The following is a 13,957-nucleotide window of genomic DNA, read 5'->3' on the forward strand; positions in this document are numbered from 1 at the left end:
TGAATTAGTTTGAAATAGATGACCTGGAATAATGTGCTAGTTTACATCAAAAGGACCTATAATTTTCAAACAGTCTAGAATTGGAGAAAATGGAAAGGTTTTTGAGGTCTGGAAACTTCGAACGATGGTTGATAATGCTGAACAGATGGGAACAGGGTTAACAACGGCTGAGAAAGACCCAAGAATTACAAAGATTGGTAAGTTACTAAGAAAAACTAGTATTGATGAAATTCCACAGTTAGTTAATGTAATAAAAGGAGATATGAGCTTTATAGGACCGAGACCAGCTCCAGTGAAGCATCTTAAAAAGTACAGTGAAACAGATCGGAAAAGATTGCAGGTACTACCTGGTATTACAGGCTGGTCTCAAGTGAATGGTCGAAATGTATTGACGTGGCCTGAAAGGATAGAAAAGGACATTTGGTATGTTAATAATATTTCGCTTTGGTTAGATTTGAGAATACTACTAAAAACTGTAAAAGTTGTATTGCTATCAGAAGGGATCTACTCCGGTAGAAATGATGACAAAGTGGAAAAAGAGAATAATAAATAAAGTAACATACATAACTATAATATAAGGAGAATATTATGTTTGAGGGTAAAAATATATATCTAAGATTAATGGAAAAAAGAGATGTTAAGCATAAAGTGAAATGGATTAATGATCCCGAAGTTAGAAAAACTCTGTTTTTTCAAGATGTTTCTGAATTAGCGACCGAACAATGGTTGATAAAAGTGACTAATGATAATACGAGGAATGATTATGTGATTTGTGAACAAGGGAATGATACTCCTATCGGATTTGCCAGTGTGGTTAATATAGATCTTAGAAACTCAAGTGCTGAAACCTATGTGTGTATAGGTGATAAAAACTATTGGGGTAAAGGTTATGGAACGGAAGTAAAAAAACTGTTAACTAAGTACGTTTTTTTGGAATTAGGTTTAAATAGAGTATATGCTTACAATTGGGCAGAAAACAGAGGTATGATACGTATCAATGAAAAATTGGGATTTACACTAGAAGGAACTTTAAGACAAGAAAGATTTTCGAATGGTGAATATAAAGACAGAGTACTATTTTCAATGTTAAGAGAAGAGTTTTTTAAGTTACCTGAGGAGAATAAATAAATGAATGTTTTAATTTTAAGTTGCGGTACCCGTAATAAAATAATTCAATACTTTCAAAGAGAGTTATCTGGTAAAGGTTCTGTAATAGCTACAGACTGCAGTGAATTAGCACCTGCTTTATATCATGCTGATAAGCATTTTATTGTTCCGAGAATGAATGAGAAAGGTTATCTAGATGAAATACTATCCATTTGTAGGGAAAGCAATGTGAAAGCTGTTTTATCTTTAATCGACCCAGAACTTAGCTTATTAGCTAAGCATAGACAAAAATTTCTGGATATAGGTACAACGCCAGTTGTTTCAGAATATGATTTAGTAGAACTGTGCTTTGATAAATATGAGATGTTTAAATTTCTAGTTCGAAATGAATTTCCAACGGTCCCAAGTTATCTTGATAAAGAAAAATTTTATATGGATGTTGATAATGGAAAAATAAACTATCCAGTGTTTGTGAAGCCTGTAAAAGGAAGCGCAAGTATTAATATAAGTAAAGTAAGTTCAAAAGAAGAAGTAGAGTTGTTGTTTAATAGATTTGACAATTTAATGATTCAGGAATATATGAAGGGAAGAGAGTATGGTATAGATGTTTATATCGATATTATTTCTGAGGACCCAAAAGCCATATTCATAAAAGAAAAGATTAAAATGAGGGCTGGAGAAACTGATAAATCCGTATCTATTAAAAACGAGTGTTTATCATCCTTGATAAAAGAGTTTGTGAAAAAAGTAGGGTTTAAAGGGATTCTTGATATTGATGTTTTTGAAGTTAATGGTAAATATTATATATCTGAAGTTAATCCAAGATTTGGTGGGGGTTATCCCCATGCACATGAAAGTGGCATTAATGTACCGAAAATGATTGTTAATAATATAGAAGGTATCGAGAACGAGGATTTAATTGGAAATTACGAAGAGGGTACATATATGATGAAATATAATGAGGTTCAGGTAGTACATTTAGCTAAATGAGTGCTTAGGATTTAATTTTGTGGAGTGTTAGATAATTTGCCCCGTGTCTATGTAATGATAAACGGGGTTCTTAAAATTAATTTGTGTCTATTGTGAGGTGTCTTTATATGCTGTTACTACCTTATTTAAGGGAAAAAATAATAAGGCCAAAAGTAAACGAAGAAGTTAATTTTTACAGTAGTACTGAAAAAAATGAAATATCAGATTATCAATTGGCTAAGTTTAATCGAATTTGGTCTAACATAATAAAAAATGTACCTTTCTATAATGAACTTGCTATTAAAAAAGAAGTTCCTCTACACATTAATAGTGTGGATGATTTTAATAACATACCTATTATAGATCGCTCCTATGTTAAAAAATATATAGAAAAATTCAGTGATAGTTCTAGAGAGCCAGATGCTTGGGTAACCACAGGTGGCTCTACGGGAACACCTCTTAAGTATCCCAGCTGGAAAAATCAATCGAAACAATATGAATCGAATATTTGGTATGCAAGAGATTTTTATAATATTAAAAGATCAGATCGAATGTTTAGGTTATGGGGACATTCACATACTTTAGGTTCAGGCATCTCTAAGTATAAAAAAATAATATCTTTTAAAATTGGCTTGCCTTTAATAGGTTATAAAAGGTTTTCTGCATATGATTTATCAGATGAGCAGTTAAGGGAGGCAGGAGCACAAATACTACAGTTTAAACCAGATTACATTATTGGGTACAGTAAGGCCCTGCAATTGCTAGCTAAAGCAAATCTGGATAGGCGGTTGGATTTTCATAAATTAAATCTTAAAGCAGTTATCGGAGCTGCTGAAGGGTTTGATAATGAGGGAGATAGAAAATTTATTAGTAAAGTCTTCGGAAGTCCGGTTGGTCTTGAATATGCTTCAATGGAAACGAAATTATTAGCACATACCCATCCTGAAGGAGATTATTGTGTGTTGTGGAGAGATAATTTAGTGGAATGTGTCGATGAAAATGGCAAACCTGCAGAAAGCGGTAGGATTCTAGTTACATCATTGTATCCAAGAGCATTTCCGTTAGTCAGATATGAATTAGGAGATGTGATTACAGGTGCACAAAAAAACTCTAATAGTGTATATTCCTTTGAACGGATAAAAGGTAGAGATAATGACTTTCTGATGTTGGATGAGAGTACACCAATACATTCAGAGTCTATTACACATGCTATCAAGTTTTCAGAAGAAGTAACAGCTTATCAAATAAGATATACAAAAGACTTAAAATATACAATTTATCTTAAGTCTGATAAGAGGCTAAATGAACATGAAATACAGGAAATAAAAAAAAGATTAAACAAAATTGATAAGAGACTAGGAGAAATAGAAATTAGGCAGACAGATAATTTGAAGCAAACTCTGGCAGGAAAAACAAAGTGGTTAATAGAAGAGTGATTGCGGTTGTTTCCATAGGATGATTTTAAGAATTTAAAGATAGAAAATGATAAACGTTATATATATTTATTGTCAGAACGATAGTTCAAAATACATTAGTAATCAACTGCGCTGTTTCCTATCAATATCAATTACAGTTTTGAGTTAAAAATTAGAGAGTGAAAGGAAAGTTTGAATGAAAGTATGCTTTTTTCCACACTATAGTAAGACATACCAAAATGGTGCAACATTATCACTTTTAAATATTGCTAATGAATTAGTTGAAAAGGGTATTGAGGTAATTATAATACAACCAAATAAAAATTTAATCTATCCTATAGACAATGAGAAAATAAAATGCATTAGTGTTCCAGCATACTCAATGCGCGCTCCTGTTAATTACCATGGGTTAATTAGTAGCTTTAAAGGAATGATAAAGACTTTATATAATTGGTATTCTATGAAAAAGGTACTTTCTATTTTAAAAAAGGAAAAACCTGATATTATTCACATCAATGGTTTGGATTCTGGGATAGGAGCGCAAGTGGCATTGAAACTTGATATCCCCTTTGTATGGCATATTAGACAGCTACTAGCAGAAGACCTTGGTATGCGAGTTCGTAATGAAAAACACATTTATAAATTATTACAGAAAGCAGATTCTGTAATTGCGATTTCGGATACAGTTAAATCTAAGTTCGAAACACTACTTAACAAGGATTTAAAACTTATCCCTAATGGTATCCCCTTGGAAAACTATAAAATTGAAGAAAATGTTCGTTTTAGTAATCAGGTAGTTAATCTATTGCTTGCTGGAAGGATAATCAGACAGAAAGGACAGTTTGATGCAGTAAAAGCCATAGACCATTTAGTAAAGACAGGTGTGAAAAATATACATTTAACAATAGCTGGGAATAGTGAAGATATAGAATATGTCGAGAAAATTAAAAAATATATATATAACCAAGGTCTTCATGATTATATAGAAATTATTGAACATGTTGATAATTTAAAAAAGATAAGAGAAAAGTGTGATATAGGATTAGTCTGTTCTAAAAAAGAGGCTTTTGGAAGAGTCACAATAGAAACAATGGTATCGCGTATGTTAGTTATAGGTGCAAATACAGGAGGGACCATAGAAATTATTGAAGATAATGTAACTGGGCTTTTATACCAGGAAGGAGATTATTTAAGTTTAGCAAGAAAAATTAAATTTGCAATTGAAAATAAACAGGATATGGCCTCAATTATAGAAAAAGGGTACGAAACGGCGCTTGAAAATTATTCCATATCTAGTGTCGTTAATCAGATAGTTGAACTTTATCATACTATTCAAAACGGAAAATTGTGAACTAATATGTGAGTTACCAATTCATTTTGATATTATTACATAATCCAAAAATATAAAAAGGATAAGCGAGTATAAAATAATGATTTATATCAAAGTAAAGTAAATCATTATTGGGGGATTTCTTATGAGAAATAATAATGTGTTAGAAAATGTAAATAGCCTTATGATAGCAATCATTCTTACATCCGGAATGATTGCCCGAATGATTGCAGCTGTGGGTATTTTTAGTGAAGGAATGGTACCAGTACTATTCATTATTGCACTGATAGTATCTTATACAATAGTAATTATGACAAAAACAAAAGTCAGTTTTGAAAAAAATAGTGTAATATTTATATATATTATTATACTAGCATTCCTACTTTCTTTCTTGTTTCGGGGAATAGATTCATATACATATGTATATTTTATAGAATTCATATTCTATGGAATAATAACATATTTGCTATCTCGGGTGAAATATTCACCCTCATTAGTCATTTATTTTACAATGCTTATCGGGAATATTATACTAATTAATCCCTTAGCTTTTAAAGACTATATCAGTAGAGGGTATTTTTATGATTTTGTTAGCATGGATGCTACATATGCAATATTACCAAGTATAGTTGCAACAATAATTTATTTCATGTTTATAAAAAAGAAAGGAAATTTATTAATAAATTTTATAACGCTCTTGTCAAATGGATATTTATTGTACATATTGCTGTTTGAAGGAACGAGAGGCGCCATAGTAGCAATCCTGTTACTACTTATTATAATTGCTTATATTTTATTAAGTAGGAAAATGAAAATAAACATGGGTACGGGATCTTTTTATTCCTTTTTTATGGCTATATTATTTGTGGGTATAACTATAGCAGCGATTAACATTCAAAAGGTATTACTTTGGATAGAAAGCTTATTACGATCGTATGATATTGAAATTGCAGCAATCACAAAAACAATAAATATGGTTGAGCGTGATGGACTGTTAGGTATTCTTAATGCCAGAGATAGAGTATATGAAAGAGGATACGAGTTGTTTTCAGAATCACCTATATGGGGACATGGTATTGGTAGTTATGCTGATATCTATTATGGTACATATCCACATAATCTTTTTTTACATTTATTGGTAGAAGGTGGATTAATCCTTACTATCCCCTTCACCTTAATAATAATAATAACCTTGTGGATTTTATTAAAATCGTGGGTCAAAGAAGATATTCTGAACGAGAAAAGAATATTTATTTTGTTTCTATCTATTGTATGTATTCCCAGATTAATGCTTTCATCCTATTTATGGAAAGAACAGGCACTTTGGCTATTAATCTTTTTTCTCTTTACATTTTTATCAAAACATAAAGAGCACCCGGAAAATATTGACTTTGTAAAACAAAAAACGTAAAGAATACACATGGAAGTTCAAAAAGGATTGAAGATAGGTTTATAAAGAAAAATTTCATGTTTTATTTAATCTATAATAAATAGCAGTTAAGGGAATCCATTTTGGCTTAAGATAACAATTCAAACAATTGATTAGATAGTCGATAAAACCAATAGCAACAAGTGAACTTAATTACAGTATTTAGGGAGGAGGGGAAAGTTGGTGTCAGTAAGTATTATTATACCAGTTTATAATAAAGAGATGTATTTAAATGACTGTATTCAATCTGTTGTCAATCAACAATATAGGGATATAGAAATTATAATAATAAATGATGGTTCAAAGGATAATAGTGAAAATATCATAGAAAAGTGGAGCGCAAAAGATAAAAGAATTAGGTATTTTAGTCAGAGAAACCAAGGAGTTGCAATTGCGCGAAATAAGGGGATTTCTATAGCAAATGGTGACTATATATTTTTCTTAGATGCAGATGATTATCTCGAGGAATATGCAATATTAAAGCTAGTTACGGATGCTCTGTATTCTAAGGCGGATATCATTATAGGTAACTTTTATGAAAAAAGTGGAAATAAATTTGTTGAAAAGCAATCCTTTGAAAACAAATTATTTAATAAGAGTGATTTAAAAAAAACTGGAACTACATTAGAAATGTTTATTGTTAATAATCGACATATGGCAAGAGCTGGAAATAAATTATATAAATTAGATTTCTTAAAAAAATTACAGGTTTCATTTGTAGATGGAGTCATTGCAGAAGATCGATTATTTAATTTGATATGTTACGTAAATAACCCCACCATTCAAGTGGTTAATGAATATACATATATTTATAATATATTAGATAACTCAAGATCAAGAACATTAAGTTCAAATTATTATGATCAAAATATCTCTCTATTGAACTATCTTTATGATTATTTGAAAAAGGAATCAAAACTTGAAGAGTATCAGGAATTGTTTCAACTAATTGTAATGTATGATGTTAGCAAAGTTATTAATCAAACATTTGAAAGATCGAAGGAAAAAATTAAATCAACAAATGTTTCTATAAAAAAGTTGAGAGAAAACACCTTAATCTTCAATACCATATCAGCTGTTATTAAGGAAGAAAAGTTTAAAAAGATTAACGGCGGGAAGGCATTTTATCGAATTAGTTTGCTGAACTATTTATTAGTAAAAGCTCCGTTCCTAGTGCCTGTCTATAAAACTGTGGCTTATATATCTAGGAAGGTTAAATTAAGATAGTGTAAACTTGGTACTAGAACTAAAAATACATAAAGGGTAAATCTGTAATTAGAAAACTTATGTTTTAACAGAGCGTGATGCTAGTATAGTTTCATGGACACATCTAAGATAATCAAAATATAGAAGGAGTAGTTTTAATGAAAAAGGTGATGGTTTATGCATATACTAAACTCAATCTTGGAGATGATTTATTTTTAAAAATTTTATTTGATAGATATCCAGAAACAAATTTTGTTTTGGTAGCCCGTGAAAAATATCAAGAAGTCTTTAAACAGGAAAATGTGAAGGTTTATTCTTCAAATAATATCTTTTTACGCGGAATTAATTATATAATGAGGAAAACTAAGAAAAACTACGTTAATAATAAAGTTATTTCAGACAAGTGTGATGCCGCTGTTTACATAGGCGGTTCAATTTTTCAACAGCGTGACAATTGGGAACTTGATGTTACAAAACGAAGAAATCTTTTAATTAAAAATCAACCATTTTATGTTTTAGGTGCTAACTTTGGTCCGTATAATAATGAAAATTTTTATTCAGAGTATAGGAAGCTTATTTCAAAATATGAGGACATATGTTTTAGAGACACATATTCATATCACCTATTTCAAGATCTAGATAATGTAAGAATAGCTGATGATATTGTGTTTTCTCTTAATACTGTTACAAATTCTTCGGAAAGCGCTGAAAAAAATGTAGTCATTTCTGTAATAAAACCGTCTTATAGGCCACATTTGTCAGGTTATGATGATATTTATTATGAAAAAATAAGGGATATATCCATTGAATTTATTAAAAAGGGTTTCGGAATTACACTTATGTCTTTTTGTAAACATGAAGGCGATGAGGAAGCAATAAAAGAAATTTTAAAATTAATTCCACAAAAGTGTATACGATATGTAAAACAATATAATTATAGAGGAAATATGTCAGAATCCCTTGATATAATTTCTTGTTCAAGTTTAGTAATTGGGACAAGGTTTCACGCTATGATTTTAGGATGGGTTTTCAACAAGCCAGTTGTTCCAATTGCTTATAGTGAAAAAATCACAAATGTTATGAAAGATGTTAATTTTAAGGGGTTATTTACAGACTTCGAAAATCTTTGGAAATTAAATCCATCTGATGTTGTCAAGAGTGAACAGACAAATATAGTTGATATTACAAAACAAAGAGAAAAGTCAAAAGATCATTTCAAGGAATTAGATAAATTATTAATGAAAAGCCTTTAGAAAGTGTGTAGATTTTGAATAACAATGCTAAGATACTTAAACAATTAAATACTATGGTTATATTGACATTAATCACACAGGTTTTTATTTTAATTAAAAATGCTATTGTTGCTTCTTATTTTGGTATCAGTGCGGAGCTAGATGCCTTTAATTTAGCAAATCGGATTACGACATTTATTTATAGCTTTATTGGGGCTGGGGTGTCTACGGTAATCATACCTTACCTAAGAGAAAAAGTTAATAAAAGAGGTATTGATATATTTATAAGTGTTATTTATACTGCCGGTTTTTTATTATTGTTGGCAATAATAATATTTAGAGTAGATATAATACTATTGGCTGGCGGCTCTAAAGAAGAATCATTTTTATCTATTGCTGCTAATATTTTAATATTTACGGCTATAACTGGATTTTTAGAATCATTGATACAACTAGCTAAAGGAATATTAGAGTTTAATGAAAAGTTTAATATTCAAAAACTGATCGTACTTTCTTCGAACGTTATAATTGTAATTATGCTATTTATAGGCAGAAATAATATATATTATTACGCGCTAATTGTATTATTTGCAGCAATAATCAACTTATTTTTTCATATCATTTTTTTAAAAAAGTCCAATTTTAATTATGAATTAAATTATGATTTAAAAGATCAGAACTTTAGAGAAATGTTGAGATTGTTTTATCCGACTATGTTGAGTACAGGAGTTTACCAATTATCATTATTGATAGATACTTTAATTGCTGCAAGATTACCAGTGGGAAGTATTTCTACTTTGAGTTATGCAAATGCTGTAATAAGCATGATTAATCTATTGTTATTAGGAAATATTATATCATTTGTTTATCCAAAATTAGTTAAAAAAAATAATAATAAAGATCGTCAAAATAGCTTAATCAGTTATATTTTACTAGTTAACGTTATGATGTGTCTTTTAATTGTATTATTTTACTCAAGTGGCCGAGAAGGTATTAGGGTATTATTTGAAAGAGGGGAATTTACTAGTGGGGATACCGAAATTGTATTCATAGTTGCTCTAATACTAACACTTTCATTACCAGCAAATGCAATAAGAGATTTATTGTATAGGTATTTTTATATGAATAAAGATACTATAACTCCTTTTATTAATAGTATAATGGTAAGCATAGTTAATATAGTAATAAGTTTATTTCTGGCTAAATATATTGGATTATATGGTATCGTAATAGGCACAATTTTAGCTTCTTTTTATAGCTTGTTTTTTATTAGTTTTAGATTTGGAAGGAAATTTCCTGTTTATTTCAGTAAGAAAATATTATTTATAGAAAATAGTAAAGTTATCATTATTACTATTTTAGCTGTAATAGCTGCAATGCTATTTAAAAATATGGTTAATATTACAAATCCCTATGCCGGTTTAATTGTTTATTCAGTTTATACGATAGTAGTATTTATTGTGTTGTTAAAGACTTTTAAAAGTAAGATTTTTAAAATAAACCTTTAAGATAAGTATGTAGTTTGCTCGGTCAAAGTTAAATTCAAGAAATTTTATCTAACCACCTTTCGATAGTATTTTTTAGTTAGATGAAAGCTTAGAAAACCAATATATTGTTAGCATAAAGATACATTTTTTATAGTGTCTATGTAACAAAGTATTCTATTCTCGAAGAGGCATTTTTATCTTAATAAAAGAAGGAGAATAACTATGCTAAGCATATTAAAAAAATTATTAAAACGAAATAAGAAAAAAAAAGTAAGCTTTAAAAACATTGGTAATAACGTTGTAGTTGCTAGCGGAAATAGTTTTCATCAAACAGATAAAATAGAAATCGGTGATGATGTATATATTGGTTTCGAAGGTTTGTTTTTTGGTTATGGTGGGATAAAAATAGGGAGTGGTACTATTATTGCTCACCGTGTAGAAATTATGACAAGAAACCATAATTATGACAGTGAAGACCTACAATCTATCCCTTATGATAAAAGATATATTTTGAAACCCGTGATAATTGAAGAAAATGTATGGATTGGTTCCAATGTTAGAATAGTTCCTGGGGTCACAATAGGAGAAGGTGCAGTTGTTGCAATGGGTGCAGTTGTTACAAAAGATGTACCCCCATTTTCAGTAGTAGGAGGGAACCCTGCAAAAATTATTAAATATCGCAATAATGAACGATACGAGAAATTAAAACGGGAAAATAAAATATATTTAAAAATAAAACAAAAAGGGCATTTATAATGGTATAGTCCTTTCGTGGTGAAGGAGCACGAGTGGCAATTTAAAACTAGTGTTATCTTTTATAACCTAATGGAAAAATCGATTATTAGTATTGTATCATTAGTGAACCATGAACTAAATAATAAACATCTGGGTATTAGTATATTACTGCACTTTTCAGGTTTCACTGCATAGTAGAATTAAGAGTTTCTGCATGTAGTTAATAGAATGTTAGATACCAAATTTCATAGCCGTTTTAATTATTAATTTTATGATTAACTTTGTTCTTACTTGTACTTGCGAATACTGAATGTTCGTCGTGACACAAGCTTTACAAATGGAGTCTTCTATAATAGGAAAGGTAACGGAAAATTGGTATTTATTAAATGCTTTTTATGAAGAAAGATTGTTGAGTCCTTACTTGCCTATTAGGAAAAGGTCTTATTTCTTAGAATTATGACCATTTTATAAACGCTATGTTTGAGTCGCATTTGTCAGTATATCTTAATAATACTGTTGAGACAAACTATCTAAATTGCTATGAAAAAATGCTATAAAAGAATAGTGTTATAGTATAACTAATTAACGTTCAAATAAGGAGAGTATATGGTACCATGAAAATAGCAGTCGCAGGTACAGGTTACGTAGGCTTATCCAATGCAGTTCTCTTGGCGCAGAACAATGAAGTAACTGCATTAGATATCATTCAAGAAAAAGTAGACATGATCAATAATAAAAAGTCTCCAATCGCGGATGCCGAAATTGAGATATTTTTAGAAACAAAGGAATTGAATTTAAAAGCTACAACAGATTCAACGGAAGCTTTTAGAGATGCAGAATTTGTTATTATCTCTACTCCTACAAACTATGATCCGGAGAAGAATTACTTCGATACAAGTTCTGTTGAATCGATTATCGAAAATGTTATTGAAATAAATCCAGATGCGGTTATGATTATCAAATCAACCATACCAGTAGGATATACAAAAGGAATCCGTGAGAAGTTTAATAGTGATAATATTATTTTCTCCCCAGAGTTTCTAAGAGAAGGTAGAGCATTGTATGATAATTTGTACCCATCTCGAATTATTGTTGGAGAGCGATCAGAGCGTGCTAGAAAGTTTGCAGACCTATTAGTAGAAGGTGCGATCAAGGAAGATATTCCTGTATTATTCACAGATTCCACTGAGGCTGAAGCTATTAAATTATTCGCTAATACATATCTCGCCATGCGTGTATCCTTCTTTAATGAATTAGATTCCTATGCTGAGTTAAAAGGCTTAGACAGTGAGCAAATCATTGAGGGTGTTGGATTAGATTCCCGAATTGGTGACCACTATAATAACCCATCATTCGGATATGGCGGTTACTGCTTACCAAAGGATTCAAAGCAATTGCTTGCTAACTTTAAAGATGTACCGAATGATATCATTCGAGCGATTGTTGACTCGAACGATACCCGTAAAAACCATATTGCTGATATGATTACAAAACGAAATCCTAAAGTAGTAGGCGTCTATCGATTAACAATGAAGACCGGTTCCGATAACTTCAGACAGTCAGCGATACAAGATGTTATTAATCGAATTCGGGAACAAGGTATAGAAGTAATTATCTACGAGCCTGTACTAGATGCTGAGGAGTTTGACGGTTTACGAGTGTTTAAGGATTTCGATGCATTTAAAGCAGAGGCAGATGTGATAGTTGCTAACCGCTTGTCTGAGGAGCTGAAGGATGTAAAAGAGAAGGTTTATACGCGGGATGTGTTTAGTAGGGATTAAATCGGTTCTGAGATAACGTGGCTCTTATTTCAGATAAGTGATTTTGAAAAAATAGCAAAAGTTGAAGAGGAAGAGACAATTTCAAGTTGCCGGTATAAAATATCTTGTTTATGAGAAAAAAGAATTCCAGATGGAGTGTTCCTAGGAAAAGGTCCGTATTTTGATAGCAAGAAAAGTAAAACCTTTATGAGGGTGCAATAAAACAAATCAATAGAAGACATGAAAGAGTAGCTAAAAATATCCCCGACGATCGCTGTGATTATGACAGCAAGCGAAGGAGAGGAAAATTGGCTCTATAGTCTGATTAATAACAGTTTTACCCATCTAAAAACAAATATAAGTAAGCTGTATCTTAAATCCAAAAATTAATTACGGCTAGTCTAATAATATTATATAAATACACATAAAAATACTATTGTCTTTATGTGAAATAGAGAATTATATAAAGAATAAAGGGTGCCTAAATGAAGAAAGACATAGATTAACTCCACCTCTGCCATGTTTAGCAATAACGCCACTACTCTTAAGCTTGTTTGTGTCCGTGGTAATGGATTTTGGACTGCAAAATGGCAAAAGTAAAGCCTTAAGGATTCATTTGCATCAAGCGTAAGACCAACAATCACTTCTAAGTTCCGCTGGAGCTTCTAGTGAACTTAGAAGTGGCATGGTGGTCAAGGGTAAGCAGCTGAAGCTAGGTTAAGAAGTCTATATCACCGCGAATTGGGTCACTTTTACACAAATGGACCAAAAAGATGGCACAATTGGGTTATCTGATGGCTATAATCACCCTAAATGACTTTGAAGCTTCTATTCTATGCTCTTATGAAATAACAGGCATAGTGTAGGGGCTTTTTATAAATTAAAGAATGTTTTTTACAAAAACCAGATTAACTAGTAAAATTAATTGTTGTATGTTAACATAAGAAAATTCATGGAGGGAAGAGGGTAAGAATGCAGTTATCCGATATTTTAAAAGATTCAAATTACAAATTGACTCAATTTAGTCAAGAGAAGATAGATTTTATTGAAAGCAATTTTTTTACAAAAGAAATGCGCGGTAAGGTTGTTCCTTATTTTAATTGCTATATTAGAAAAAGGGATATAAGGCTAACACCAGAAGAAGTTATACGTCAATTATATATCATAGTGCTAACCGAAGATATGGGGTACTCCCTAGATAGAATGGAAGTAGAATATGCTGTTTCGTTTGGTAGGGATGTATTTGGCAAGTGTAAAATGTATGAAACGGCAGCCCTTTTTGTAAAC

11 protein-coding genes and 1 pseudogene are annotated in these 13,957 nt (G+C 30.7%); all 12 read left to right on the top strand.

Annotated features, from left to right (window positions below; all coding sequences use genetic code 11):
• Positions 1–55: 55 nt before the first annotated feature.
• Positions 56–553: pseudogene (locus tag IEX94_RS18475) on the top strand (sugar transferase); the annotation flags it as partial.
• A gap of 35 nt (positions 554–588) precedes the next feature.
• Positions 589–1,128, top strand: a complete 540-nt coding sequence (locus IEX94_RS18480; protein WP_188859609.1) for a GNAT family N-acetyltransferase — start codon at positions 589–591, stop codon at positions 1,126–1,128.
• Positions 1,129–2,097, top strand: coding sequence for an ATP-grasp domain-containing protein (locus tag IEX94_RS18485; protein WP_188859612.1), 969 nt, complete (start codon positions 1,129–1,131; stop codon positions 2,095–2,097).
• Between the two features lie 107 nt (positions 2,098–2,204).
• Positions 2,205–3,512, top strand: a complete 1,308-nt coding sequence (locus IEX94_RS18490; RefSeq protein WP_188859615.1) for a phenylacetate--CoA ligase family protein — start codon at positions 2,205–2,207, stop codon at positions 3,510–3,512.
• 175 nt (positions 3,513–3,687) lie between these two features.
• Entirely contained in the window at positions 3,688–4,842 is a 1,155-nt protein-coding gene (locus IEX94_RS18495; RefSeq protein ID WP_188859618.1) for a glycosyltransferase family 4 protein, read from the top strand.
• A gap of 124 nt (positions 4,843–4,966) precedes the next feature.
• Complete coding sequence (locus IEX94_RS18500) at positions 4,967–6,232, top strand: O-antigen ligase family protein (protein WP_188859620.1); 1,266 nt, start codon at positions 4,967–4,969, stop codon at positions 6,230–6,232.
• Between the two features lie 201 nt (positions 6,233–6,433).
• Entirely contained in the window at positions 6,434–7,477 is a 1,044-nt protein-coding gene (locus tag IEX94_RS18505) for a glycosyltransferase family 2 protein (RefSeq protein WP_188859622.1), read from the top strand.
• A gap of 137 nt (positions 7,478–7,614) precedes the next feature.
• Positions 7,615–8,709 (top strand): polysaccharide pyruvyl transferase family protein, encoded by a 1,095-nt coding sequence (locus IEX94_RS18510; protein ID WP_188859626.1) that lies wholly within the window; start codon positions 7,615–7,617, stop codon positions 8,707–8,709.
• A 14-nt stretch (positions 8,710–8,723) separates the two neighbouring features.
• Complete coding sequence (murJ, locus tag IEX94_RS18515; RefSeq protein ID WP_188859627.1) at positions 8,724–10,196, top strand: murein biosynthesis integral membrane protein MurJ; 1,473 nt, start codon at positions 8,724–8,726, stop codon at positions 10,194–10,196.
• A gap of 201 nt (positions 10,197–10,397) precedes the next feature.
• Positions 10,398–10,931, top strand: coding sequence for an acyltransferase (locus tag IEX94_RS20190; RefSeq protein ID WP_188859628.1), 534 nt, complete (start codon positions 10,398–10,400; stop codon positions 10,929–10,931).
• Positions 10,932–11,524: 593 nt separating this feature from the next.
• Positions 11,525–12,691 (top strand): nucleotide sugar dehydrogenase, encoded by a 1,167-nt coding sequence (locus IEX94_RS18525; protein ID WP_188859629.1) that lies wholly within the window; start codon positions 11,525–11,527, stop codon positions 12,689–12,691.
• A 951-nt stretch (positions 12,692–13,642) separates the two neighbouring features.
• Positions 13,643–13,957, top strand: a 315-nt coding sequence (locus tag IEX94_RS18530) for a type I restriction enzyme HsdR N-terminal domain-containing protein (RefSeq protein WP_229782799.1), incomplete at its 3' end; no start/stop codon positions are given.

It is taken from the genome of Oceanobacillus indicireducens (genome assembly GCF_014647195.1).
Taxonomy (GTDB): domain Bacteria; phylum Bacillota; class Bacilli; order Bacillales; family Amphibacillaceae; genus Oceanobacillus; species Oceanobacillus indicireducens.

What these genes read in the sequence shown, in the direction of transcription:
- IEX94_RS18480 (WP_188859609.1), top strand. Translation starts at nt 589, where the DNA reads ATGTTTGAGGGTAAAAATATATATCTAAGATTAATGGAAAAAAGAGAT.
- IEX94_RS18485 (WP_188859612.1), top strand. Translation starts at nt 1,129, where the DNA reads ATGAATGTTTTAATTTTAAGTTGCGGTACCCGTAATAAAATAATTCAA.
- IEX94_RS18490 (WP_188859615.1), top strand. Translation starts at nt 2,205, where the DNA reads ATGCTGTTACTACCTTATTTAAGGGAAAAAATAATAAGGCCAAAAGTA.
- IEX94_RS18495 (WP_188859618.1), top strand. Translation starts at nt 3,688, where the DNA reads ATGAAAGTATGCTTTTTTCCACACTATAGTAAGACATACCAAAATGGT.
- IEX94_RS18500 (WP_188859620.1), top strand. Translation starts at nt 4,967, where the DNA reads ATGAGAAATAATAATGTGTTAGAAAATGTAAATAGCCTTATGATAGCA.
- IEX94_RS18510 (WP_188859626.1), top strand. Translation starts at nt 7,615, where the DNA reads ATGAAAAAGGTGATGGTTTATGCATATACTAAACTCAATCTTGGAGAT.
- IEX94_RS20190 (WP_188859628.1), top strand. Translation starts at nt 10,398, where the DNA reads ATGCTAAGCATATTAAAAAAATTATTAAAACGAAATAAGAAAAAAAAA.
- IEX94_RS18525 (WP_188859629.1), top strand. Translation starts at nt 11,525, where the DNA reads ATGAAAATAGCAGTCGCAGGTACAGGTTACGTAGGCTTATCCAATGCA.